26 protein-coding genes and 1 pseudogene are annotated in these 25,116 nt (G+C 48.7%); 16 read left to right on the forward strand and 11 right to left on the reverse strand.

Going from position 1 to position 25,116, the window contains the following annotated elements:
- Positions 1–170: 170 nt before the first annotated feature.
- The 4 genes from BSZ32_RS14815 to BSZ32_RS14830 form a co-directional block, all read right to left on the reverse strand.
- Positions 171–2,681 (reverse strand): M16 family metallopeptidase, encoded by a 2,511-nt coding sequence (locus BSZ32_RS14815; protein ID WP_105044136.1) that lies wholly within the window; start codon positions 2,679–2,681, stop codon positions 171–173.
- 72 nt (positions 2,682–2,753) lie between these two features.
- Positions 2,754–3,983, reverse strand: a complete 1,230-nt coding sequence (arsJ, locus tag BSZ32_RS14820) for an organoarsenical effux MFS transporter ArsJ (protein WP_105044137.1) — start codon at positions 3,981–3,983, stop codon at positions 2,754–2,756.
- Between the two features lie 47 nt (positions 3,984–4,030).
- Positions 4,031–5,032, reverse strand: coding sequence for an ArsJ-associated glyceraldehyde-3-phosphate dehydrogenase (locus tag BSZ32_RS14825; protein ID WP_105044138.1), 1,002 nt, complete (start codon positions 5,030–5,032; stop codon positions 4,031–4,033).
- A gap of 19 nt (positions 5,033–5,051) precedes the next feature.
- Positions 5,052–5,372 (reverse strand): ArsR/SmtB family transcription factor, encoded by a 321-nt coding sequence (locus BSZ32_RS14830; protein ID WP_105044139.1) that lies wholly within the window; start codon positions 5,370–5,372, stop codon positions 5,052–5,054.
- Positions 5,373–5,592: 220 nt separating this feature from the next.
- Between BSZ32_RS14830 and BSZ32_RS14835 the strand changes: the two genes are divergently transcribed.
- Complete coding sequence (locus BSZ32_RS14835) at positions 5,593–5,856, forward strand: hypothetical protein (protein ID WP_165788878.1); 264 nt, start codon at positions 5,593–5,595, stop codon at positions 5,854–5,856.
- A 108-nt stretch (positions 5,857–5,964) separates the two neighbouring features.
- On the forward strand, positions 5,965–6,606 hold the full coding sequence (locus BSZ32_RS14840; protein ID WP_206018872.1) for a hypothetical protein: 642 nt from the start codon (positions 5,965–5,967) through the stop codon (positions 6,604–6,606).
- A 212-nt stretch (positions 6,607–6,818) separates the two neighbouring features.
- On the opposite strand, the gene BSZ32_RS14845 is transcribed toward BSZ32_RS14840, so the two are convergent.
- From BSZ32_RS14845 to xylA, 3 genes are read right to left on the reverse strand one after another with little or no spacing between them, the layout of a single operon-like run.
- On the reverse strand, positions 6,819–8,129 hold the full coding sequence (locus BSZ32_RS14845) for an MATE family efflux transporter (RefSeq protein ID WP_105044142.1): 1,311 nt from the start codon (positions 8,127–8,129) through the stop codon (positions 6,819–6,821).
- Between the two features lie 41 nt (positions 8,130–8,170).
- Positions 8,171–9,727: a xylulokinase gene (locus BSZ32_RS14850; protein WP_105044143.1), complete on the reverse strand. Its 1,557-nt coding sequence runs from the start codon at positions 9,725–9,727 to the stop codon at positions 8,171–8,173.
- Between the two features lie 8 nt (positions 9,728–9,735).
- On the reverse strand, positions 9,736–11,049 hold the full coding sequence (xylA, locus tag BSZ32_RS14855; RefSeq protein ID WP_105044144.1) for a xylose isomerase: 1,314 nt from the start codon (positions 11,047–11,049) through the stop codon (positions 9,736–9,738).
- Between the two features lie 126 nt (positions 11,050–11,175).
- Between xylA and BSZ32_RS14860 the strand changes: the two genes are divergently transcribed.
- Positions 11,176–12,336, forward strand: coding sequence for an AraC family transcriptional regulator (locus BSZ32_RS14860; protein WP_105044145.1), 1,161 nt, complete (start codon positions 11,176–11,178; stop codon positions 12,334–12,336).
- Positions 12,337–12,357: 21 nt separating this feature from the next.
- Here BSZ32_RS14860 and BSZ32_RS14865 read toward each other — a convergent pair whose 3' ends face one another.
- Entirely contained in the window at positions 12,358–13,554 is a 1,197-nt protein-coding gene (locus BSZ32_RS14865) for an efflux RND transporter periplasmic adaptor subunit (RefSeq protein WP_105044146.1), read from the reverse strand.
- Between the two features lie 229 nt (positions 13,555–13,783).
- Here BSZ32_RS14865 and BSZ32_RS14870 point away from each other — a divergent pair, with 229 nt between their 5' ends.
- The 6 genes from BSZ32_RS14870 to hisF all read left to right on the forward strand — a co-directional run bounded on the left by BSZ32_RS14870 (position 13,784) and on the right by hisF (position 18,336).
- The gene (locus BSZ32_RS14870) at positions 13,784–14,860 is read left to right on the forward strand and encodes a phosphate acyltransferase (RefSeq protein WP_105044868.1); all 1,077 of its coding nucleotides are present in this window, start codon (positions 13,784–13,786) and stop codon (positions 14,858–14,860) included.
- A 2-nt stretch (positions 14,861–14,862) separates the two neighbouring features.
- The gene (locus tag BSZ32_RS14875) at positions 14,863–15,291 is read left to right on the forward strand and encodes a DoxX family protein (RefSeq protein WP_105044147.1); all 429 of its coding nucleotides are present in this window, start codon (positions 14,863–14,865) and stop codon (positions 15,289–15,291) included.
- Positions 15,292–15,385: 94 nt separating this feature from the next.
- Positions 15,386–16,213: an undecaprenyl-diphosphate phosphatase gene (locus BSZ32_RS14880; protein ID WP_240610652.1), complete on the forward strand. Its 828-nt coding sequence runs from the start codon at positions 15,386–15,388 to the stop codon at positions 16,211–16,213.
- Between the two features lie 3 nt (positions 16,214–16,216).
- Complete coding sequence (locus tag BSZ32_RS14885; RefSeq protein ID WP_105044148.1) at positions 16,217–16,858, forward strand: M23 family metallopeptidase; 642 nt, start codon at positions 16,217–16,219, stop codon at positions 16,856–16,858.
- A 5-nt stretch (positions 16,859–16,863) separates the two neighbouring features.
- Complete coding sequence (locus BSZ32_RS14890; RefSeq protein ID WP_105044149.1) at positions 16,864–17,523, forward strand: hypothetical protein; 660 nt, start codon at positions 16,864–16,866, stop codon at positions 17,521–17,523.
- Positions 17,524–17,568: 45 nt separating this feature from the next.
- Positions 17,569–18,336 (forward strand): imidazole glycerol phosphate synthase subunit HisF, encoded by a 768-nt coding sequence (gene hisF, locus BSZ32_RS14895; RefSeq protein ID WP_105044150.1) that lies wholly within the window; start codon positions 17,569–17,571, stop codon positions 18,334–18,336.
- A gap of 140 nt (positions 18,337–18,476) precedes the next feature.
- Here hisF and BSZ32_RS20640 read toward each other — a convergent pair whose 3' ends face one another.
- Complete coding sequence (locus BSZ32_RS20640) at positions 18,477–18,626, reverse strand: helix-turn-helix domain-containing protein (RefSeq protein ID WP_105044870.1); 150 nt, start codon at positions 18,624–18,626, stop codon at positions 18,477–18,479.
- Positions 18,578–19,324, reverse strand: a complete 747-nt coding sequence (locus BSZ32_RS14905; RefSeq protein WP_105044151.1) for an AraC family transcriptional regulator — start codon at positions 19,322–19,324, stop codon at positions 18,578–18,580. The genes BSZ32_RS20640 and BSZ32_RS14905 overlap by 49 nt, the downstream gene beginning before the upstream one ends.
- 130 nt (positions 19,325–19,454) lie before the next feature.
- Here BSZ32_RS14905 and BSZ32_RS14910 point away from each other — a divergent pair, with 130 nt between their 5' ends.
- From BSZ32_RS14910 to BSZ32_RS14935, 6 genes are all read left to right on the forward strand, one after another.
- Positions 19,455–19,997 (forward strand): SDR family NAD(P)-dependent oxidoreductase, encoded by a 543-nt coding sequence (locus BSZ32_RS14910; protein WP_165788879.1) that lies wholly within the window; start codon positions 19,455–19,457, stop codon positions 19,995–19,997.
- Between the two features lie 2 nt (positions 19,998–19,999).
- On the forward strand, positions 20,000–20,212 hold the full coding sequence (locus BSZ32_RS14915; protein ID WP_105044153.1) for a Rossmann-fold NAD(P)-binding domain-containing protein: 213 nt from the start codon (positions 20,000–20,002) through the stop codon (positions 20,210–20,212).
- 36 nt (positions 20,213–20,248) lie between these two features.
- A complete protein-coding gene (locus BSZ32_RS14920; RefSeq protein WP_105044154.1) occupies positions 20,249–20,650 on the forward strand; it encodes a hypothetical protein in 402 nt (133 codons plus the stop codon).
- Between the two features lie 6 nt (positions 20,651–20,656).
- Complete coding sequence (locus BSZ32_RS14925; protein ID WP_105044155.1) at positions 20,657–21,511, forward strand: MFS transporter; 855 nt, start codon at positions 20,657–20,659, stop codon at positions 21,509–21,511.
- A 132-nt stretch (positions 21,512–21,643) separates the two neighbouring features.
- Positions 21,644–21,832, forward strand: coding sequence for a hypothetical protein (locus BSZ32_RS14930; RefSeq protein ID WP_105044156.1), 189 nt, complete (start codon positions 21,644–21,646; stop codon positions 21,830–21,832).
- Complete coding sequence (locus BSZ32_RS14935) at positions 21,829–22,251, forward strand: DUF2721 domain-containing protein (protein ID WP_105044157.1); 423 nt, start codon at positions 21,829–21,831, stop codon at positions 22,249–22,251. The genes BSZ32_RS14930 and BSZ32_RS14935 overlap by 4 nt, the downstream gene beginning before the upstream one ends.
- Before the next feature lie 23 nt (positions 22,252–22,274).
- On the opposite strand, the gene asnS is transcribed toward BSZ32_RS14935, so the two are convergent.
- Positions 22,275–23,636 (reverse strand): asparagine--tRNA ligase, encoded by a 1,362-nt coding sequence (asnS, locus tag BSZ32_RS14940; protein ID WP_206018873.1) that lies wholly within the window; start codon positions 23,634–23,636, stop codon positions 22,275–22,277.
- A 985-nt stretch (positions 23,637–24,621) separates the two neighbouring features.
- Here asnS and BSZ32_RS14945 point away from each other — a divergent pair.
- A pseudogene (locus BSZ32_RS14945) lies at positions 24,622–25,038 on the forward strand (terminase small subunit-like protein); the annotation flags it as partial.
- Positions 25,039–25,116 lie beyond the last annotated feature (78 nt).

Genomic DNA, 25,116 nt, shown 5'->3' on the forward strand with positions numbered 1-25,116 from the left:
GCTTCGTAGCGATTCTAGGAATTGGCTGTTTGGTGGCATCACATAAAATGCGAGAGGAGAATACTCAGCACTCCAGCACTACCGTTCAGAAAATTTCTCACTGAAATTCTGAGCAAAAATGAACGACTGGCTGCACGGCTAATGATCCAGCCGCACAGTCGCTTTTTTCATTACGGGGTGACTGTAACGATGGTTGGTGTCTGTTTACCGAAATATTTCTGCGCTGCTGCGAGGATGTCTTCGGGGGTGACTGCTTTGATTTTAGCGGCGATGGTGCGGTGGTGTGTTGGGCTGAATCCTAGAGCTGTGTCGATAGCGCAGAGACGGGCCATGCTGCTGTTTGATTGATTGGCGAGGGCCTGACTGGAGAGCCATGAGTTCTTGACCGAGTCTAGCGTCTTGGCATCAATTCCATTGTTAGAAATGTCGGCGATGGTTTTGAGGAGTTCGGTGCGTGCTAGCTCTAACTGGTCTGGTGAAGTTCCTAGATAGAACCCAAAGAGTCCGGTGTCGTGGCCGTGGAACTGGGTGGCACTGCAGTAGTAGGCGAGTCCTAATTCTTCGCGGATACGGGTGAAGAGGGGACCAGCCATGTCCGAGCACCACGCGTGGAGTAGATCGAGAGCGTGGATGTCATCTGAGTGGATGGACGCAGCTGCGTAGCCGAGGGTGAGAATAGCCTGTTGCTTATCGAGCTTGAGGTTGATTTCCTCTGGGCTTCCGAGCGTTTGAGTAGGCGTGGCTAGACCTTCACCACGACGAATCTGTGAGAGGTGTTTCTCTGCGAGTTCGATGGTTTGATCGATGTCAATATCGCCGAAGATGGCAAGTTTTGTGTTCTGCGCAGTGTAGTAGAGGGAATGATGGGAACTGAGGCTGAGTCGGTCGAGTCCGGCGAGCGATTCCTGTGAGCCCAGTCGGTTGATGCCATAGCCTTCACCAGCAAACAGTGAGGAACGCATGCTACGGAATGCGAGAGAGACTGGGTCTTCATCTTGCTCTAACAAGTCGTTGATCTGGGTCTTTTTCTCGAATTCAATAATGTCGCTGTTGAATGATGGATTAGCATAGCAGTCACCAAGTAGTTCCAGGACTGTGCCGAGGTCTTGACTAAGACAACTGGCTGAGATGGCCGCAGTGTTGTTTCCAGAACTGGCAGCTAAACCAGCACCGAGGCATTCTAACTGGTTTGCTATTTCTGCGCCAGTGCGTGAGGTGGTTCCTTTGGTGAGGAGAGTGGAAAGCAGAGTGGAAATGCCAGCTGTAGCGGGCGTTTCACTTGTTAGACCAGCTAGGGTTGCTCCTTGGATGGAGACCATTGGTAGGCGAGGCGAGGCTCTAAGGTGAAGCTCCAATCCATTGCTCAGGGTGTGGCTAACAATCTCATTTTTGCTTTGCTGTTTCTTTTGAGTAGATTGCTTTGCTTTTGTTTCCTCTGGGTCCAGTGAGGTGACGGTGAGCTTAGAATGATCGAGCAAGTATTTTTCACAGACGCGACGGATGTCGGCTACGCTGACGGAGTCGACAGCAGTGATGAAGTCTTTGGTGAAGTTGAGGTTGTTGGCTTCATGCCAATTACTTGCGAGGTCGGATGCTCTGCCAGATGCTGAGGTTAGCGTCTTGAACTGGGAAACCAGACACATGCGTTTAGCCTTCTCTAATTCTTCGACTAACTGAGAAGTGCAGAGGGTCTCTATTTCTTTGATGATGGCGACCTCTAACGCGTCTCTTTGCTCAGTGGGAACTTCAGCACTGACGCTGAATAGACCGACGGGCTGCTGGGTGATCCATGCCCATGAGGCGATGTGAAGACAAAGGCCTTTTTGCTCCCGAATGCTTTGGTAGAGGCGGGATGAATGGCCACCACCAAGGATAGTAGAAAGTAGTTCGAGAGCTGCGGCATCTGGGTGAGTGAGGCCCGGTACTTGCCAAGCTAGTGTGAGCTTACTGGCAGGGACTGCGAAGTTGTTTCGTTCGACTCGTTTACCTAATTGTGGAGGCTCTACTTCTGGAGTTGCTTGCTGGGTGAAGCTGCGGGGGATGTCACCGACGAGAGTATTGAGAGTCTCTAACATTTCTTCCGGATCAAAGTCGCCTGAGATCGAAAGGAAACAATTTTCAGTGGTATAACGAGCCTTGTGGTATTCGACCATGTCGGCGTGGGTAATTTCGTTAAAGAGTTCGAGGTGGCCGATCACTGGCTGGCTGCGGCCGTCGTTGGCGAGGGCAGTGGAGAAAAGCTGGCGCGATGCGCGGCTATCAGGATCATCGAGTCCCATGTCGATTTCACGGCGGATGACATCCTTTTCCTTTTCAAATTCTTCTTCTGGGAAGCGTGGTTTGAAGACCATTTCAGTGACAGCCTTGAGGAAAGTCTCAGCTGAATCCGCTGGGCCATCGATGTAGTACACGGTGCGATCAAAGCTGGTGTAGGCATTCCACTGACCACCGGCGGCTTGCACAGTTTGTGAGAGTTCTTCACCACTAAAGGATTCAGTCCCTTTAAAGACCATGTGCTCTAGCAAGTGGGAGATACCAGCTCCCATCCATTTTCCTTCGTGGATACTTCCAGTTTTCACCCAGACCTGGGTGGAGATGACTGGAGCAGATGCGTCAGAATCGAGGATTACTTTGAGGCCGTTGTCGAGGGTGTGGAGAGTCGCTGTAGTGGATGGAAACATAGTCTAATTAGATGAGTTCCATGCATAGGTGGCAGAAGGGACCTTGGCGACTCCAAATATGGAAGGTGCAGACTAGGATTCTAGTGATCGTGGGAGTTTGAGCGAGCTGATCGCTGCGATCAGAGTGAGAGCTGCAGCGGTCCATAGGCATGCGGGAAGGCCGGCTAGAAGGTAGACTGTCCCTGACAGTAAGGTTCCTAACAAGCGACCACAGGCATTTGCCATGTAGTAAAACCCAACATTGAGAGAAACGTTGTCAGTGTCGGTGTAGGCTAGAATGAGGTACGAGTGAAGTGAGGAATTGATAGCGAACACAAAGCCGAAAACTCCTAAGCCACCTAACAATGTGAGGTAGAGGTGGTAGTCAAAAGTGACAGCTAGAGCGATGGCTGCGCAAGTGATGCTGAGTATGAAAATCCAAACTTGCGCGGACTTTACACAGTGAGCGAGTGTTGGACCTCGATGAGGGGCTTTCTTGCTACCCGTAATTTTAGGTGCAAAGGCTTGAACGATGCCATAGCCAATCACCCATATAGCCATGAAGCCTCCGACCTCCCAAAAATCCCACCCCAGTGAGTCGTGAAGAAATATCGGCAGGCCAACGACGAACCAGACGTCTCTAGAGGCAAATAAGAAGGCTCGGGCAAACGACAGTCGGTTGATGGCTGAGCTCTTGGAAAAGAGCTGGGTGAACTTGGTTTTTATATTCGATTTACCGAAACTTTCTTTGATCCAAATAAGGCTAATAGTGAGTACTAACAGCAGCAATGCCGCAAGCGAGTAGAGTGCTTGGTCAAATCCTAGAGTGGAGAGCAAGAGGCTGCCGAGGAAGAAACCTACTCCTTTGAGAGCATTCTTTGACCCCGTGAGAACTGCCACCCATTTGAAGAGTTTTCCTTCATTGTTAGAGTCCTCTTTGATGACGAGTTTTACGGCGCTCTTGGAACTCATTTTTGTGAGGTCTTTTGCGACGCCGGCCAATGCCTGTATAGCCATGACGAAACCAACTACCAGATAGGGAGTCCAGGTGGAATCCACGAGGGTAAGCGCACTGAGAGCGATGATTTGAAGAGTCAGCCCAATAAAGAGTGTGAGCCTAAGACCATAACGTGAGCCGATCCACCCCCCAATCAGATTAGTGGCAATCCCAGCGCATTCGTACAGAAGGAAGAGAAAGGATAGCTGGACCGGTGAGTAGCCCAGCTCGTGAAAGTGCAGTAGCACGATCATGCGCAAGGCTCCATCAGTAAGCATAAACGCCCAGTAAGCCAAAGTGACTATGGCATAGGTAGATTTACTCATGGAGTTGCTTGTTGGCATAGCTAGAGAACTAATCGTAGCGAGAGGTACTAGGAAATGGATTTCGCAACCTGCTGGACGAGGTCCATCAAGCGGTTTGCGTACCCTACTTCATTGTCATACCAGACGAAGAGTTTGAGCATTGTTCCATCGACAACCATAGTCGATGGGGCATCGATGATTCCTGAGCGTGTGTCGTCGGTGTAGTCTGCGGAGACTAAAGGCTTTTCTTCGTAGCCTAAAATTCCTTTGAGTTCACCTTCCGCCGCTTCTTTAAGTAGAGAATTAACTTCTTCTGCAGTGACCTCACGTTTGAGCTCGAACACACAGTCCGTGAGCGATGCATTGAGCAGGGGAATGCGCACGGCGTGACCATTGAGTTTACCCTTTAGCTCAGGGTAGATCATAGTGATGGCGGTGGCGGATCCCGTGGTGGTTGGGATCATTGAATTTACGGAAGATCTAGCTCTTCGAAGGTCGCTGTGCGGAGCGTCGACAATGACTTGGGTGTTGGTGAGATTGTGGAGGGTGGTGATGGTGCCGCGTTCGATGCCGATTTTTTCATGCACCACCTTGATAGCTGGGGCGATGCAGTTGGTCGTGCAGGAGGCCGCTGTGACAATGCGATGAACGAGTGGGTCATAGAGCTCATCGTTGCAACCGATCACTATGTTGAGGGCTTCGTCGTCTTTGACTGGGGCTGCGACCACGACCTTTTTGACTCCTTGAGCAAAGTATGCTTCTAGCTGAGCCACTGTTTTATAGACTCCAGTGGCTTCGATCACGATGTCACAGCTTGACCAATCTGTGTCCTCGATCCTTTTGTTGTGAGTGACTGTGATTTTTTGTCCTTCGACTGATATAGAACTCTCGTCATGTGTGATGTTGCGATCCCAGCGGCCGTGGACTGTGTCGAACTCCAGCAAGTGTGCGGCAGTTTCAGCTATCCCGCCGAGCTCGTTGATCTGGACGATGGTGTATTCTGTGTGGTCTAATCCAGCGCGGAAACCGAGCCTTCCTATGCGGCCGAAGCCATTGATTCCAATTTTCATAGTGAGTTTGATTTAAATTTTAGCAGCAGTCGCTGGAAGGTTTGCAAAGTTCTGGTCGGCCTTGACAGCAATCCTCGGTGAGGAAATGGATCAGCTCCCGCATGCCGTCGATTTTCAGGCTGTAGATTATGTTTCTGCCCTGACGCTCGGATTGAATGAGCTCTGCAGTGGTGAGTTCTTTGAGATGGAAAGAGAGGGTGTTGGACTGAATGCCTGTGTGTTCTGCTATTTCGCCCGCACTCAAGCCCTTGTCTCCACAGCGAACTAAGAGTCGAAAGATGCTGAGGCGTGACTCCTGAGAAAGAGCGCTCAATCGGGTGACTGCTTGCTTTATATCCATATATCGACTAATATAGAAATATTAAAGAATGGTCAAGAGCTATGGTGGTGACAAATTTGACACCAATCATGGTCTAGAGTATGCGCCAGTTCTTTCCTGTTGACCTGAGCTCTAATGCTACACTTTATAACTCATAAGTTTGCGCTTTTTCGATTTTTATGTGAGAGCTTGAGCTTAAAAACACACCTATTCAATTCCAATGAATGCAGTCTATAAAACTATGATGGCGTATGGAGCCTTAGCAACCTCGTTGCTGGCCCAGACGAATATCGATAGGCTATGCACAGATGAAGGCTATTGGGCCAAGTCTGCGAAAGCTGCTGCTGATGAGTTCTCTACATACGAGTGGGGTGCCTCAGCAGACAAAGCAGTTCTGAAGAATACAGATATCCGCTTATGGAACCGAGATGTTGATGGATTCGACATGGTTTCTAGGGATGGATTTTTGCGTTCTTTGAATGTGCTAGTCGATACGACTAAATAAAAACCAGAATTTTCTGACACACTCGAAGAATGGGTTGCGGTTTTCGATGCGAACCTCAAGGTGGATCACACCGAGGATGCTTTTCAATCTAAAGATGGAGGTAAGTCTATGACCTACCGCTGGAAGCAAGATTCCTACTATGTCTACCTCACTGGCACAAACAAAGGGGATAGATACAATGTTTCTCAGGAGTATAGACCGAAGGTTGTATCTGATGCTCCCGCAGCAGTACTAGCTGAGAAAGACCGGTTCGACGGTATTTACGAACGCAAATTCTACACTCCAGACTATTCGAAGTCCTTCAAAGGTCGCATCGTCGGATTTGATCAAGGAAAAGAAACTATTTCAGTGCAGACAAAGAAGTCCAGACTCACAATCTCTCTCGATAAACTTAGTGAACGCGATTTAGCGTATTACGAGGAGATCAAAGACCTAGTGATTGCTTCTAAAAGTTTAGGTCTTTCAATCAAAGAAAATAAAGCAAAGGCTGAGAGAAATGGTAGAGCTTCCACAGTGAATACAAACTTTGCTATCGGTTTAGCTAATCGTTCATCTCAGCCTATTCAAGAGCTTGAGATCAAATATGTGGCTTCCCACAAAGTAGATACTCTTGATGGACCTCCAGTGCTCACCTCGACAAGTGGCAGTGTCGATGTGACTTCGCTCTTCGGCAATTATCATGAAACTATTTATACCGATATGGTGCCAATTATCCGAGAGACGAGACCTGGTGTCAGCAGCAGTGGATGATGTGGTACTGGAACACCTGCCGGTCGGCGGGTAGATAGTATGGTTAGCCTTGTGGTTAAGGTTTACCTTAAAGGAGTGCTAGTACTTGAAAAGTACAGCCGTAATGGTCTCGATAAAGACATCCAAAAGCTCAGAAGATAATTCTAAAGGAAAATACCCGAGTGGCTAAGTCGCCGCTCGGGTATTTTTTGTTTAAATCGAGGAGCTGGAGTCTAGCGGATTTTACGCCACAGGCGGGTGGAGAGCAAAATGGATGCTATACCCAGTCCCAGCGCGAGTCCCCACCACATACCTTTTGCTTGTAGGCCGCCAAAGTGGGCCAAGCAATAGCCCGCTGGAATACCAATCGCCCAATACGATAAGATGGCCATTTTCGCAGGTATTTTAGTGTCATGTAGCCCACGTAGAAGTCCTGTGGATGCTACTTGCATACCGTCTACGATTTGAAAAATACCAGAGACAAACAAAAGTGATGCAGCGAGCGTGATGAGCTCAGGGATGTCGATGAACAGAGACGCCACTAGCTCGCCCGCAAAAATGAAGATCGCGGCAGTCGTGAAGGAGCACAATATAGTGAGAAGCCAACCAGTCTTGACGATGCTTCTCTGGCGCTTGTGGTCGCCGTGAACCTCTCCAATACGCACAGTTAGAGCCATGGAGATACCAAGAGGAATCATAAACGCCATGCCTGAAGATTGCAGCGCTATTTGATGTGAGGCTAGAGCTTCAGCACCGAAGGCACCAATAATCAATCCGGCAGCGGCAAATGTACTGACCTCGGCTAGAGTCTGCAGCCCAGCTGGCAAGCCGAGCTTATTGAGTGAGCGGATTTCGCTCCAGTCCGGTTTTTTAAACCAATGGTTGGGAGTCCATGGGTGGAGAGATCGGTCGAGACGAAACCAGAGCATCATGGCAACTACGATGGCCCATCGCGCTACAAGGGTGGCGATGGCAGCTCCCTCAAGTCCCATTTGAGGAAATCCCCATTGTCCAAAAATGAGAGCGGCATTGAGCAGGATATTGAGTGCTACCCCTCCCATGAAAATCCAAAATGCTGGCCATGGTCGGTCAAGAGCATCGGCGTGATTTTTCAGCAAAAGTGACATCGCGATGGGGATCAGCGAGGCCATGACGATGAGATAATAACCTTCAGACCTCGTTGCTACGTCATCGGGTTGGCCCATTGAATGGAGAAAAGGGAAGGCCGCAAGGGAGACTAAGAAGAATACTGTTCCTATGATGATTGATAGATAAAATCCATTACGGCAAACACTTCGCGCTTCGCCTTGGTTCTTCTGGCCACGGGCTGTGGATGTTCGGATAGAAATACAAGTGAGAATCCCTATCGCAAAGACGAAAGGGACAATGAAGAGGCTGTTAGCAAAAGAAAGGGCGGCCAAATCGAGGACGCCCACTTTTCCCACCATGATGGTGTCAAATACTCCCAGCAGCATCTGGCCTAGCTGGCCGATGACTAGGGGAATGGCTAAGGCTATGATGCTTTTTATTTCACGGACTGTCATAGAAGATTAGCGCAGCATAGCACCTATCTTCAGATAGCAAACTAATAGCCGAGAGAATCTTCTAACAAATCAAGAAAGCGTGCGTGATCACGGAGGTGTGAAGAATAGATCTCACTGCCGTCTTGTGGCAGGGTCGCTGCAGGTGATGGCGAGCAAAAGGACTCGACGAGTTCCGTATAGTTAGCGCCTTCAGAAAGAGCTGCTAGAATGGCTGATCCAAGTCCGACGGAGCTGGAGACTTCGAGTCGTTTTACCGGAGCTTGGAAAATGTCCGCAATAGTTTGGGCAATAGCTTGGTTCTTAGAAGCACCGCCGGTGAGCAAAACATCAGTGATGTCGAGTTGCATCCATTCTGACTGCAACTTCATGTTACTGAACTGACCTTCGAGCAGGGCGCTGAGAGTCGTTGCTACGGGTTCATTCTGTGGATCCCATTGGTTTGTCTGGAAGCCAGCTTCTTGTAGCCGCGGTGTGACCTCTGGAGTGAATAGGGCAGCTGCAAGCTTACCTTGGTTTCCTAGTGGGGAACTAGCGAGAGCGTCTTGTTCAAATTGCTCCCAGCTTAGGTTGTGTTGTTCTTTGATGGTTTCTCTAGCGAGCGAGCCGTTAGCGAAACAGATCAAGCTCATGTAGCCCTTTACCGGGTTGCCGAAGACGTGGCCGAATCCATTGGGGTCGGTCTTAGATTCTGGCATTGCGGCAAAGAGGGTGTCACTGGTGCCGAGACTAATGACCACTTTTCCCGCTGATGCAGCGCCCATACCTACTAGGCTAGCGGGGTTGTCACCAGTCCAGCTCAGAGCCTTGCAGTCGGAGCTGAAGCCATATTTCTTTACGAAGTAGCTAGAAATATTAGCGACATAAGTACCGGCGTTTTTGAGATCTGGAAGTTTGTTAGAGAGATCAGGGGCGGTGGCCTGCAGCATTTGGCTGTTCCACTCATTGGAACTTATATCCATCAAGTTCATGCCTGCTCCGTCACCGAAATCTATTGGGGCGTTAGCTCCTGCGAGTACAGAGGCTAGGAAGGAACTGTTGAGATGGATCTTGCTTGTTTGCGCGTAGGCTTCGGCAGATTCTTGGTAGAATTTGCGGATCTGTGGTCCAGTGAAGCGCTGCGTCGCGACGGAGCCAGTAAGCTCACTGACTTTTTGGCTAGATCCAATGGAGTCGGATATTTGCTGGCATTGCTCGCTGGTCGAGCTGTCCATCCAGATGGGCGACTGTGCGCGTGAAAGTGTGGCAGCGAGTTGTTCGCTCAATGAGCGTGTGGCATCGAGCCGTCCTAGCGCACCATCAAAGCTGGAGTTGAGGTAGACGCTGGCGTGTTGCTGTCCGGCGCCGCAGACGGCACGTACTTTAGACAGGTCTATGCCTTTGTCACAGAGTCGTTTTAAAACTAGGTCTAGGGCATCTAGCCACATCAGGGGGGAAGCTGTGACAACTCCCTCTGCTGAACTAATGAAGCCATTGGGTGAGTCATATTCTGGAAACTCAGCGCCAAAATTGACACTGTCCTCCGCTATAATTTCACCTTGAGCTGTGTCTATCAGTATAGCTGAGAGACTCTGAGTAGATGCGTCTAGACCTAGGTACATAATGTTATTTAAACGATGTAGTCGTTAAGAAGGTTCTCTAGCATTTCCTGGCGGCCGCTAGCGACAACTGGGGCTTGAATGCTGTGAGCGAAAGCGTCGAGGCTATCGAGAGTTGTCTTACCAGCTTCCACATCAGCACCGATTCCGTTGTCGAATGAAGAATAGCGCTGCCCTACGAGCTCGTCAAAGCGACCGTCTTCAACGATCTTAGCAGCGATCTTGAGACCACGAGCGAAGGTGTCCATTCCGCCAACATGTGCGTGGAATAGGTCTTCTAGTTCGTGAGACTCGCGACGGCGTTTTGCATCGAAGTTGAGTCCACCTGTAGTGAATCCACCCATCTTCAGGATGCGGACCATGACGTGAGTAGCCATGTAAATGTCTGTTGGGAACTGGTCAGTGTCCCAGCCAATGAGTTCATCACCTTGATTAGCATCGATAGATCCTAGAGCGTTAGCACCGAGCGCCACATCCATTTCGTGCTGCATGGTGTGACCTGCTAGTGTGGCGTGGTTAGTCTCGAGGTTCAGTTTGAAGTGATCGAGGAGATTGTACTCGCGGAGGAAGTTGAGGCAGGCTGCTGAGTCAGAATCGTATTGGTGGGTAGACGGCTCCATCGGCTTTGGCTCGATGTAGAATTGTCCTGTGTAGCCAATCTTCTTAGCGTGATCGACAGCCATGTGGAAAAATGCAGCGAGGTGGTCGAGTTCGCGCTTCATGTCGGTGTTGAGAAGAGTGGCGTAACCTTCGCGACCTCCCCAGAATGTGTAGCCTTCGCCACCGAGTCTGTGTGTTTGCTCAAGTGCGTGTTTCACATTGGATGCAGCGTAGGCGTAAACGTTAGCGTCTGGGCTTGTGGCTGCGCCTTGTGAGTAGCGTGGGTGGCTGAATAGGCAAGATGTTCCCCAGAGGAGCTTCTTACCGTGGGCTTTCTGCTCAGATTCTAGAGCATCGCATACTGCAGCGAGGTTAGAGTGAGTTTCTGCCAAAGTTTTTCCTTCAGGAGAAATGTCACGGTCGTGCCAGCAATAATAATCGATATCGATTTTATTAAGAAATTCGAAGAAAACTGGTACACGCTTGAGGGCGTTTTCAAGGCTGTCTGAACCATCGTCCCATGGCATAAGTGCGGTGCCAGCACCGAATGGATCGGAAAGGTCGTTACGCATCACGTGCCAGTATGGAGCTCCAAAACGGAGGTGCTCACGCATGGTTTTTCCCATGATGATTTCATCTGGATTGTAGTGGCGAAATGCGAAAGGGTTGGTTGTGCCTTTGCCTTCGAATTGGATTTTTGGAATGTGGCTGAAGTAGTCTGACATGATATTTATTTGTTGTGCTGTGTTTATACACTATGTCGACATATATTTCTTCTTCATTTGCGTAGGGTTTAGGATGATATGCGTATTTTTCTTCCCTAGAATGGGGAAATGGCTTAAGCCTCAGGTGTGAAAGATCTCTACCGCATTGGTCTATTGATGAAAAAAAGCATGGGCTTCAATCGCAATGTGATTGAAGGTATTTATGCGCATAGCCAGCGCAGGAAGAACTGGGTGTTTTATGATGCCGATCCCTCACTGGAAGGAATCGATGCTTTAGCTCAGTGGCAGGTAGATGGGGTGATTGGCCATTTCTTTGATGAAGAATTATTAGGTCGAGTTCTCGCGCTAGACATTCCGCTGGTGAATACTACAGATTCCTTGTTAGGACTGAATGGTGCGCTTTCAGATGTGAACCACCAAGCAGTGGGGCGTATGGCTGGGGAGTATTTTTTAGGTTTGGGATTTAAGAATTTTGGTTATGTTGGAAATGGAATACTGCAGTATTCAAAACAGCGACTGAGTGGCTACAAAGAAGCCCTAGGTGGAGGGAATGTGGTGGATACTTGCTTCGTTGCCTATCTTCCTCAGATTGTGAGTGCTGCAGAGTCGCATCAGGTTCGTGAGAAAATGAAGCAATGGGTGAGTGGTCTGAAGAAGCCCGCTGCAGTGTTTTGTTCCAATGATATTCCAGCGAGAGATTTAGCGGATGTCTGCCTTGAGTTAAATGTTAGTGTACCGGGGGAGATTGCCATCCTTGGGGTGGATAATGACTTTGTGGAGTGTCGGTTGTCGCGACCGCCTCTCTCAAGTATCGAGATTCCAGCTGCAAAAGTGGGATATGCTGCCGCTGAAATGCTGGCTGACATGTTAAACAAGCGCGAGCTGCGGCACGATGGGCATTTTTCACCAGAGCCAATTCGCGTGGTCGAGCGGGGGTCAACCTCGATGAACGCGGTGATGGATCCACATGTGCGCACAGTGTTAGAGTATGCGGATGCTCATTTGGCTAATGTGAAGGATGTGGCAGAATTGGTGAATCAGGTACCTCTGAGTAGGCGCAACTTGGAACTGCGGGTCCAGTCGAGCATTGGAATGAGTCTTTGGAGTATGATGCTCTCGAAGCGGGTTGGCTACGCTAGGGTATTACTCGTTGAAAAAGATAGCTCAGTGGGAGAGGTTTCTGAACGTTGTGGGTTCGCTAGTGTTAGGCGGTTCTCTGAGGTGTTTAGAAAAGCGACAGGCTTTAGCCCAAGAGACTTTAAAAAGAATTCGAGCCGAGTTCTCTGAGCGGCTAAATGAGCAGCATCACTATGTGTGTGGTACTTGCTCAATGATGCGGACTGGTGATCCTTGAGATGCGTAAGATAACTTTGAAGTAGCCAACAGAGCTTTATCTAGTCCTTCGGTGTCGGTAAAAACTGTATCGATTGTAGACCAAACAATGTTGATCGTTTGGCGATGGATCGTGTTGTCCTTGATCAGAATGATTTCATCTTTGCCGTAGATTGCTTTACGGGAGATAGCTACGACATTATTGAGAGTGTTCGCTTGGATCGTGGCGGTGACTGGTTGGTTCATCCGCAATGGGTGGCCGGATGTCTCGCTCTTGCGACCAAAGGGGTCTTCTATTCGTGCAACGACGAAGAGTTCGCGAGAGTTTGGATCGAGCTCGCCCTCAATACGGACGATTTTAGCTGGCCACTGTCGGTCGTCATAGGCGTGAAGCGCGTCTTCCAGCACCACAGGGATATGCTCAAAATCAATTTCATCGATGTCAATTTTAGCAAGTTGACGGGTCGATAGTGGAAGTCTGACCTCTGCGTATGCTGTTGCATAAAGTTCTCCTAGCTTTGTGCTTGATCCTACTGACTGGCCTAGACCGATGTTTCTTGAGCGGATGCGTCCATCGTACGGGGCTCGAATTTTTGTGCGCGCTAGATTTCGTTGGGCACGTTCTAGCGAGGCTTGCTGTGCTACGACGTTAGCCTCGGCCTCTTTGAGTTGAGGTTTTCTTAGAACGAGAGCATTGGGCTCTTCATCGAAGCCGATATCTCGCCAATTTCTGAGGGCTTGGGCAGCACGGGCATTTTCTTGGGCGAGCGATGCTTCGGCTCGGGCAAGGGCTGCGGAGGCTGATGAAATCTGCGATTGGAAGTCACTTTGGTCTAGTTCAACCAGTATTTCACCTTTTGCAACAAAGGAACCATTTTCAAAATTGGGCGAAATTTCAGCAACGATTCCGGTGACTTGCGGGTTGAGTGTGGTGATAGCGGGTGGCTTTACAATTCCGTGAGATGTCAGTTCGACTAGAAAATCCTCTGAGTTAAGTTCGATGACGTGGGTTTGCTGAGCATTTGCCAGAGCTCGCGCTGTGCGCTCGGTTTTACTGAGTCTAGCCGGCTTCTTTTTCTTACTGTCGTCCTCCGCAGTAGAAAAGTGTTTCCAGCCCCATACTCCGATAGCGAGAATGAGGATAGCTGGAATTATTCGAAGGATGCTTTTCATTTGGTCATTACTGTAGACTGATTTTACGAGTGCTAAAGTGCTTATTTTTCATCGAAAGACAAAAACATTCACCCAGCCACTCTAGCTAACGAGAGTAGAACAGGGATAGTTATTCCACAAATGTGATTACTTATGTCAGTTTATTGATCCATTTGGATGCTTTTAGCATTGCGGGCATGTTGGACTTCGGATTAGTTCTCTAGTGAGCGATTCGACCGCTAGTATTTCTATGACGACATCTGACATTCAATTTCCAGAGGCTAACGAGCTGACAAAGCACCTGTTTTCCACTCTCAAGAGGCACCCAAAGCGGATCGTCTTCACGGAAGGTGAAGATGAGCGAGTGATCCGTGCAGCAGCTCAGTTAGTGAAAATGGAGATCATAGCACCCATTTTGTTAGGGGATAAGAATAGGATTCGCGCTATGGCTGCCCAATTGGGGATTTCTCTGAAATGGGTCAATGTGATGGAGCCTAAGCGTTCGAGCGACCTAGACCTATTCTGTCGACGTCTCGAAAAAATAGAGCGTTACCGTGGTCGAGAAGTAGCGGATGGGCGCGAAATGATGGCTAGGCCTCACAACTTCGCTGCGATGATGGTACAATACGGTCATGCGGATGGAATGGTGTCAGGTAATAAGTCTAACCCAGCGTCGATTTACCGTTCCTTGATGAACTTTGTAAAAAAAGATCCCAATGCTCCAAAGCTTTTTAGTGTGGTGGCAATGGTTGCTCCACACCTGAAGCATTTTGGTAGCGAAGGAATGCTTTTTCTCACCGACTGTGGGGTGAACCCAGAACCAACGGTGGAAGATCTTGCTGGATTTGCGGTGGAAACTGGTAAGCTTGCCGAGCATTTTATGGGCCACGCTCCAAGGGTTGCTATGTTGAGCCATTCTACGCATGGATCAATGCCAAGTAATTCAGCAAAACGCGTGGCGGCAGCCGCTGCTCTTGCGCGCCAAAAAGCACGTGATCAGAGACTCGATATTAGCATCGCTGGTGAGGTTCAGGCTGATGTGGCTCTCGATCTAGCAGCAGCTGAGGTCAAACTTAAAGACAAACGCGCCGAGAAGAGTGCGGATGTTTTGGTGTTTCCAAATCTGGATTCAGCTCACATATCTTTCAAGTTGCTAGAGCATGTTGCCGGAGCGCAAGTCTATGGCCACTTACTTTGCGGTCTTACCAGACCCGCTGCTCAAGTCCCGAAGACTGTCAGTGTGGAAAGCCTCATTGGAACAGCCGCTCTGGTCGGTGTGGAAGCTATAAAATTCCGCGAGGTTTACCCAGACGGCGAGATTGTGTAAAGATGATTGCTAGCATTCTACGCGTGCTGTTGGCATTGGTTTTCCTCATTTTTGGGGGGATGAAGCTGTTTGATGCCCACGCATTTGTTGAGAATGTGGCAAATTTTCAGATCTCACCATTTGATTCTGCTCCCTATGATATGTGGCTGGCCTATTTTCTGCCGCCGTTAGAGGTGTTGGTAGGAGTCTGTCTACTCACCACATTTTGGTTGCGCGGTGCCTTAGTTGTTAGCTTAGGCATGATACTTGCATTTTTGGTCGGTATCGGCTCAGTCTGGTCTAGAGGACTCAATATCGACTGCGGTTGTACTGGTGGCAACGTGTCCCTTGGAGGTTACCAGACACATATGACAATTCTGGCAATCATGTTAGCAGCCTCCGTCTACCTTGTAATCGACACATTATTTGCTAGTGATGAAACTGAGGGCTGACTCTGAGGAACTGAGTTATTCTGAAATTTTCATTCAATACACTTGATCGTGAGCGTTGAGAAACTAGGCTGCTGCCTCTACATCTAGAGTGAATATGGAGATTGAAATTTGGAAGGCGATTGTTGTTGGAATAGTGCAAGGCTTGGCAGAGTTTTTGCCGGTCTCATCGAGTGGGCACATTGTCTTGACCCAGTATCTGTTAGGAATTCGGGTGGAGGGTGCTTCGCATCAGCCTGATCTATCCTTTGAGATTATTCTCCATCTAGGAACCTTGGTGAGTGTGCTGTTGTTCTTTAGAAAGAGTTTGTGGCAGCTCGTGCAGTCGCTCTACACCAAGGAGATGGCTGAAGAACGGATGAAGATTGTCTACCTTGGGCTGGCGACAGTTCCCGCTGTGATCGCGGCTCTTCTCTTCAAAGATCTTTTTGATGCAGCTCCAGGTAACCCGGTGTTGGTGTCTGGATTGTTGGTCGTCACTGGCTTGGTGTTGTTTATCCCACGACTGGTTAAAGGTGGGCAGGGGGCGGTCGGTCTCAAAGGAGCTTTGATGATGGGGGTGGGCCAAGCCTTTGCTATTTTACCTGGAATATCACGCTCAGGCTCAACCATCGCCGCTGGTCTAGTGAGCGGTGTGAAAGCAGAAAAAGCGGCGGAATTTTCATTTTTGATGTCGATTCCTGCAATCGCTGGAGGATTTGTTCTGACGATGAAAGATAAAATGGAAGAGACGGGCTCATTGTCTTCCGCATTCGAAGCCTGCTTCAATACCCCGTATATTGCTGGAGCCATAGCCGCTGGTGTGGTTGGGTTATTAGCCATTTACCTAGTGATGGGTGCAGTCAAGAGAGGGAAGTTGGAGTACTTTTCCTATTATTGCTTTGCAGCAGGTATTAGTGGTATGCTGTACTTTTCACTCACTTAGATTATGCTACCCCGCTACTCAGTAACTATTTGTGTCGTGATGTGCATGATGAGTTCTGCTCTCATGGCAGGCGTGACTGTTGTGCTCGCTGACGGCTTTGATTTTCCAGTCGGCAAACCAAATGCTTCTGGATACTATAAAGCCCGTGGCTTGCGCTTGCGCAGTCCAATGCATTTTGGCGAAGACTGGAATGGCAAAGGCGGAGGGGATTCAGACTTACATGACCCGATCTATGCCTGCGGTAATGGCGTTGTGACCTTTGCTTATCACATTCGTGGAGGCTGGGGGCGTGTGATCATCATCAGGCATGCCTACCGAGACCCGAAATCGAGTCAAATTAAGTTCGTAGATTCTCTCTACGGCCATAACCGTAAAATGCTCGTCAAGGTGGGAGATAAAGTGAAGCGCGGCCAACAGATCTCCACCATGGGGAATAACCGTGGGATGTACATGGCCCATCTGCATTTTGAAATTCGCCATAACCTCAAAATTGGTATGATGCGATCCAGTGTGAAGAGCAACCTAACCAATTGGGCTGACCCTACAGCATTTATTAAAAAGTATCGAAAGCTGCAGGTTGAATCTAAAAAGCACGCAGTGCCGACGAAAACCTACCCAGTGTATAAGGGCTTTAAAGGGCTCTAAATACCATGGTTAAGAAAGTGAATACTACGAGTTGGGTACTGATTTTGCTATTCGTCGCCGTCTCCTCGTGGCTCTATCAGAGAGAGGCCAATCTCTATCAGATTCCAGTAGAGCAAGGCCTGAGTGATGCCTCCGAGCTCGTAGTTACTGATGACTACGAGGTGCTAAATGGCTGCTCGCTGATCAAAAATAGGCGAAATGATGGCGATAGCTTTTTTGTGAAGCACCCAAAAGGAGAAACTGAATTTCGTCTCTACTACGTGGATGCCCCCGAGAGTAGGTATCGGGAATACGCTAATGGCGATACCAATGGCAAGAGAATTCATGCACAGGGAACCTACTTCGGTGGACTTGATCGCGAGACGACTACCGACCTTGGTGCGAAAGGAAAACGTTTTGTTGTCGACTTGTTAGCTCGTAAGCCATTTAGAGTGATCACTCGTTGGGAACATGTCTTTAGCCCTGAGCGGCGTTATGCCTTTGTCGTGATCGAGCACCATGGGAAACAGGTCTTTCTGCACGAACTCTTGATTGAAATGGGCTACGCGAGGATTCACACTAAACCTGCAACTATGCCAGGTGGAGGGAATATAAAACTTCAGCTGAAAAAACTGAGGCTGCTGGAAAAGTCAGCTAAAAACGCGAAACTTGGTGGCTGGCAATGAGGATATCGGATTGACCTCGGCGCAAATGCAGTTTTACTTCACCGCATGCTCGCTAAGCGAATTATACCTTGTTTGGATGTGACCAATGGTCGCGTGGTAAAAGGAACCAATTTTGTCGACCTCCGCGACGCTGGAGACCCTGTGGAATGTGCGATCGCTTACAACGAACAAGAAGCGGACGAACTTGTCTTCCTCGATATCACAGCATCAGTCGATGGCCGTGACACGATGGTAGATGTCGTGCGCCGCACCGCTAAGCATTGTTTTATCCCGCTGACTGTGGGTGGTGGAATTCGCAAAGTGGAAGACATGCGTGAGATGCTTCTTGCTGGTGCCGATAAGGTGGGGATCAATACCGCAGCGATTATAAATCCAGGTTTGATCGATGAAGGGGCTACAGCTTTTGGCAGCCAGTGTATTGTCTGTGCTATCGACGCCAAAAAAGAAGGCCCAGGAAAATGGGGGATCTACACTCACGGTGGTCGAAAGCCAATGGGCATTGACGCTGTGGAGTGGGCTAAAGAAGTTTATAACCGTGGAGCTGGAGAGATTCTCCTTACTAGCATGGATGCCGATGGCACAAAAGATGGCTACGACATTGAGCTCACGGCAGCAGTGAGCGAAGCCGTCGGAATCCCGGTCATCGCCAGTGGTGGTGCAGGAAATCTGCAGCATATGGTAGACGTGTTAGAACAGGGGAAAGCTGATGCTGTCTTGGCCGCCAGCATTTTCCACTTCGGCCAACACACAGTAGGGGAAGCCAAAGATTACTTTGCCGAGCGCAATATCCCAGTGCGGCCTACTTGTAAGTAGTTTAGTAGATCCCGAATTATTTTTCGTGTTAAGTGAATATGTTGTTACATCTACTACAGATGGCATAGAAACTACCGAGTTGCACCCCCAATATTTCAGTTAGATAGTGACTATCGATCTCACCACACAGCACAGCCTGATCATCTGACTTCGGATGGTCGGCAGCCAGTGTGTTGTTTGAAAGCATTGGAGAAGGCAAACGAGTCATAGTAGCCTACAGCGTTAGCGATGGTTTCAATTTTTAGTTGGGTTGCACCGAGGAGTATCGAGCTTTTCTGATACGGAGGAATGCCAGTTGCTGCTTTGGGCTACGGTTGAATTGTCTCTTACATAGTCGTCTCAGATGCTCTGTACTCATGGATGAGATGGCGGCCATTTCTGAGACTTTCCACGGCTGTTGAAGATTTTTTTCAATCTCTGACCATAGTCTCCACAGGCGTGGGTCTTCTACTTTTGGTTTGGCGAAGTCGCGCACGTATTTGTGGATGAGTTCGATCCATAACCCTGAGACAGCAGAGAAGTCCGCTGATTCAAGTTCTTTATAGAAACCTAGAATTGCATGAAGAAATGGTTCAGTTTCAAATGTACCCATGATGGGAGAAAGTGCGGTGGCAATAGGTTGAGATTCCTCGCTTTCGAGATATTTTACCCACGTGAAACTCCAGCTTTTTCCTTCCACTGCTTTAATCGAGTTAAAAGAAAATGGTGGTAGCAATGTGGCGGTTCCCGGTGGTAATTTTTTCCAGCTACCTTCGGTGTAGACGACGCCTTCTCCCTTTGTCGTCGCGATGAGGCAGCTTCCTGATTGATGGATTCTAGTAAGTTCATAGGGAGCTCCAGTCGTCATGTATCCCAGATGTGCGATGCTGTAACGCTTCAATGTTTGACAGTAAGGGTGTCCAACCAGTCTTTCGTCACTGTCGTCCCCTGAAATTTGATAACGTTCTAGGACGGAGGAGTTGATGTCTTTATCCTGAAGATTTAGCATAGAAAGTGGTGTTTTCTAAATGTTTTCCCACAATGTGTCGATGTTGTTTTTTTACATGTATTGGTGCTGTTTCCTGTGGAATGTTGATTGTGGATGTGTGCTTATGCTGTATTTTTTTGTCATGACAGCGATGAAATACATCTTAAAGAATGCTCTTATATTACTCATTACGAGTTCAATAGCTATGGGCGGAGAAAAAGGAACTGTGCTTATCACAGGGGCAAACAGGGGGCTCGGGTTGGAGCTGGTGAAGCACTTTGTCGCGGATGACTACACGGTGATTGGTACCGCGAGAAAGCCTGAAAAAGCGACAGATCTCAAAGCTACTGGAGCCACAATCATCAAGCTTGACGTCACCAGTGAGAAAGACATCGCGGCTATGCGGCAAACTCTCAAGGGACGAAGGATCGATATCCTCATCAACAACGCGGGATACTTCGGTCCCAAACTGATGACGGAAAAACCAGATAATATTGAGAAGCTCACCCGCGAAGAAATGACCCGCTGCATCAGTGTCAATACCCTAGGCCCGCTGTTTGTTACGCAAGCACTACTCCCGAACTTACGTCATTCCCAGAATCCTAAAGTCATCAATATGTCCACTCGATCGGCTATATTGAATGCCAGACCTGGGGGGCAGCCTATGGGTATAGGGTCAGTAAAACTGCTCTAAATATGGTCACGCGTACTCTGTCTGCGGATACAGCTCTCAAAGGGATGCTTGTGGTGTCCATTGCTCCTGGTCACAACAAAACGGATATGGGCACGGAGTGGGCAAATCTCAAGCCTGAGGAGAGTATGAAAAAGGTGAAAACTCTCATAGAGTCGCTCACTCTTCAACATCACGGCGGTTTCTGGTTTTACGATGGCTCTGCTCGCCCTTGGTAACAGCCGTCTTTTCAATTTTAAATTTTGGACCATTCCATGTTTAAGCAGGATAACTTCTTTAGCAAACTCACCCAGGTTGAGCCGTCAGAAATCAAGGGAGTCTTGGTCTCCTTTCTCTTTATTTTTGTGCTCATGGCTTCATATATGATTATGAAGCCAGTGCGTGACGCACTGCCTAGCGACTGGGGAGACGTGAGTCTGGCTCAGCAATGGACCTACACCTTCATTGTTTCTACCATTGCGGTATCTGTTTATAATCTGTGCGCCTCCTTTGTGCCGCTACGCATTTTGGTGCCCAGTGTTTTTGTTTTTTTTGCCGCTTCTTTTCTAGGCATTTATGCAGCTTTTCAGGGCAAGGTGATTGAAGTCACTACTTTGGGAAAAGTTTTCTATGTCTGGAGCAGTGTGTTCTCCTTGTTTCATATTTCTGTATTCTGAAGTTTTATTTCCCAGCACTATGACAAGGGGCAAGGAAAACGTATCTTCGGCTTCATCAATACAGGTGCGAGCGCTGGCGCGATTTTTGGGCCGGCGATGATCTTGCTATTTAGGCATAGGATCAACGAAGAAAACATTCTGCTGGTTACGGCTGGAGTATTGCTGCTCACCTTGCCTTTAATCGCCATTTTGAACCGCGAGTTTGCCAAAAAAGAAGGGAAGGTGAAACGGTCCCGACTCAGTGCCAACCCGTTTTCAGGATTTCAGGAATTTATCACACACAAGCGTTTGGTGGGCATTGCCGCTTTTATTTTCCTGTTCACAGGAGCTTCGGCTTTTCTCTATTTCGCTCAGAAGGAGCTTTTGACAGACTACTCACGTGCAGATCGGAAGCAATTGCTTGGAAGTGTCGAGCTGGCAACCAACATCCTGACCATTGTGATTGGCATGTTTGCTACTAACAGGATCGCTAGAAGATTTGGTATGCCGACCACACTTTCGCTGGTTCCTTTTGTCATCTGCAGCCTGTTGCTTCTAGTTAGTATGAATCCCGCGATTATGTTGGTACTAGCACTGCAGGTAGTTCGGCGCTCAGGGAACTACGCTATTACCCGGCCAGCGCGTGAAATTTTATACACAGCAGTGGATCGGGAGGCTCGTTTCAAAACAAAACCCATCATTGATGTCGCGGTTTACTGTGGCGGCGATGTTTTCTGGATCTGGCTGATTACATTGCTCGGTGAAGGGGGGCTCAAACTCGGGCTCACACCCATTCTATGTGTGGGTGCAGCTGTGACCCTCATCTGGGGATTTGTGGGGGTTTACCTCGGCAGAAAACATGATCTAGACGACAGCGAGTAGGTGAAACCAGAGTGAATTTGTAGAGCGCGACATTGTGTACTCTACAACTGCGGAGTACTATTTCACGAGGTAGAATTTTTTATTTACTCATATTTCTGGACGAAAATAATATGGAGATCTAGTTTGAAAACCATGAGCTGGTTGCTAGTTTTCTATTATTTCTTATCTGCAGAGATTGAAGTTGAGACCGAAGTACGAATCACTCCACTTAAACAAGAGGTACATGACGCACAGTTGGAGCCAACGAAGCTGATGAATCGTCAGTTCTTCGGCGAGCAATTTAAGATTATTGAAGCAGAGGAGAATGAAAAACGAAGATGACAATTGATATTTCCACACCCGCTTTACTGTTTCCGGCAGTGAGCTTACTTTTCCTGAGTTACACGAACCGATTTCTAGCACTCTCGGCGCTGATTCGCAAACTGCATACAGACTGGATTCATACGCCAGAACACTGTGATAGAGCTCTGTTAGCGCAGATCACTAACCTACGCCGCCGGCTGAAACTAATTCGCTGGATGCAGGTGAGCGGTGCGTTGAGTTTATTTCTCTGTGTTACATCAATGGGGCTGATGCTCTATGACTTTCGCGGCTCGGGTACGGTGTTTTTTGCCACAGCTCTGAGCTTGATGGCTGTTTCATTGGTTGCTCTTGTCCGCGAGGCTTACATCTCTGGTGGGGCGCTGAATATCCTTCTCGATGAGACTGGTAAATCAGCCCCATCGGATGAGGATTGTTAGTTCTGAGGCTCAGAGGTCCCCGCCTAAAACTCGCATGATCCTGGTGTTCTTGCGAAGGGGATGACGTCACGGATGTTTTTCATGCCGGTGACAAACATCAGCATGCGCTCGAAACCTAGACCGAAGCCAGCGTGCGGGCAGGTGCCGTATTTGCGTAGGTCGAGGTACCACCAGTAGTCTTCTTCGCTAAGACCGTGATCCTTCATGTTCGCTTGGAGCACATCGAGACGTTCCTCACGCTGCGCACCACCAATGATTTCACCGATACCTGGCACTAGGACGTCCATGGCGGTGACTGTCTTGCCGTCGTCGTTGGTACGCATGTAGAAGGGCTTCACGCTCTTAGGGTAGTTGTAGACTGTCGTAGGGCATTTGAAATGTTCCTCAGTGAGGAAACGTTCGTGCTCAGACTGCAGGTTCACTCCCCATTCGACTGGGTATTCAAATTTCTGACCAGAAGCTAACAGGATATCGATGGCCTCGGTGTAGCTTACCCGTTGGAATGGACGCTCAGCGACGAATTCTAGACGCTTGCGCAGGCCTTTATCGACAAATTTGTTAAAGATTTCTAGGTCACCTTCGTTGTTGTCTAACACGTCTTTGACTAGATATTTCACAAATTCCTCAGCGAGGTCCATGTCTCCCTCGAGATCGCAGAATGCCATCTCAGGCTCGACCATCCAGAACTCTGAAGCATGGCGGGTGGTGTGGGAATTTTCCGCACGGAAAGTAGGGCCGAATGTGTAAACGTTAGAGAGTGCTGTGGCAAATGCTTCACCTTCTAACTGACCCGAAACAGTGAGGTAGGTGTCCTTACCAAAGAAGTCTTCTTCAGGCTTCGGAGCAGCCCCTTGCTGCTGAGTCGTCACGCGGAACATCTCGCCAGCACCTTCACAGTCAGAGTCGGTGATGATTGGTGTGTGGACGTAAGTGAAGTCCTGCTCGTCGAAAAAGCGATGGATCGCTTTTGACAGGCGTGAGCGCATGCGAAATACTGCGCCGTAAAGATTTGCCCGCGGACGTAGATGGGAAATAGAGCGCAGGAACTCGGGCGAGTGACCTTTTTTCTGCAGAGGGAAGTCGCTGGGCGACTCACCGATGAGTTCGAGCGAGCTGGCATGGATTTCCCAGGTCTGGCCTTTGCCTTGAGATTCGATCAGTTGACCAGTGATGCCGACGGCGGCACCGGTGCTCATTTTGTGAATGTCATCATAGCCTGAGATTCCAGCATCTGCGATACATTGGAGGTTCCCGAGGCACGACCCATCATTGAGCTCGATGAAGGAAAACTCTTTGGAGTCGCGGCGGGTCCGCACCCATCCTTTGACTGTGATTGAATCTGCTGGGTGTGCACTCTTGAGTGCATTCTTGATCAATGTGCGCATGTGAATGATTTAGCACTCGTTCGTGGAAGTTCAACCTTGGAGTGATTCCTAGGTGCTGTTCTTTATTTGTGTGAGTTGTGAAGGGTGAAGGGGGTAGCGGCTTATAGAAGGATCATGATTTTTCTAATCCTCTATGGAACATGCGATTGGCGAGACTTTCTCTCTCTATTAGTCTGTGTTTCTATGTGAGTCTGTCTAATAGATGCTAGGAACATTCACCATAAAATAGCCCTAGAGGGGCGATCAACTCCCACAATCGATTTGGGCGATTCTAGATGCGGAATAATTGCTTAACATTCTAATAGCTGGACGTGAACTGTTGTGGTTTTGATTGTTGTGGTGGTGGGCAGAGAGTGGGTTGGTAGTCTGGTAGTCTGGCGGGCGATTGGAAATTGGGGAGGTAAGGCGATGGAAATCAGCAATCCCCGTGGCTCCGCGACCTAGCAGCAAGCAAGCCGCGTGTGGAATCAAAAAAGCTTGTCTGATTGAGCTTGTTATCGACTCTATTGAAGGGTGAGGGGGCTTTTATATTTCCACGCGATGCCCCTCCATAGACCGAGAAGAAATTTAACGATCCTTTATAAATGAAAGGATTACATAGGTTTTAGCTTAGTTAGTCTGTCTAATAGTGGTAATATTTTGTTCACATATTAAGGAATCATAGACAGGCTTTTCCTAACAGCTAAACCGCCGATAACTCCCCTTAAGTCCGTGCCATTCGGGTCAGGCCTCTATTTTTGCAACGGCTAACATTGCAGCGCCAATAGTGATTTCACGTTTAGTCATGAAGTGTTGTGAGAGGGTGGATGATCCAGTGTAAATGATAGACGCGCAAAATTGGGACCTAGGTTGAAGAGGGACAATGAAAGGATGTTGTTTATGCTGGTCTTATCATGAAGAACGGAAGGCCGACCAAATACGCTGAAGCTCTAGGAAGTCAGATTTGCGATGAACTCGCCAGTGGGAAGACGCTAGTGAGTACTGTTCACGGCTTGAAATGCCTTCTACTACTTCCGTCTATCGGTGGATTGCTGAGGACGGGCATCAGGGGTTTAGGGACTCGTACAAGGCTGCTAGGGAGAATCAGGCGTGGCACCTATTTGAAGAAATGCTCATCATAGCCGATGATATTCCAAGCAAGGCCACATGTGCTCCAGGTACAGGAGAAGCAACCGCAAGAGTGATGGCTGAACGTGAACGCATCAATACCCGCAAGTTCTTTATCTCGAAGATTATGCCTCGAATGTTCGGCGATAAGGTTCAGCAAGAGACCACCGGCGCGGGCGGTGGGGCGATCAAGACAGAGACCAAAGCCATCGAGTTAACGCCAGAACTCAAAGCCGAGTTGCACAAGATCAACGAGATAAGCATGAACATGGTGAAGCCTGAAGGCATTGAATAGGCTACGCAAGATCTCACCTTCTCACAAATAGCCGCAATAGACGGCGTATTAGGCTAAGGGTCAGGCCAGTTTTTTGTT

Origin of the sequence: Rubritalea profundi, from assembly GCF_002954445.1 — a bacterium.
Lineage (GTDB): Bacteria > Verrucomicrobiota > Verrucomicrobiia > Verrucomicrobiales > Akkermansiaceae > Rubritalea > Rubritalea profundi.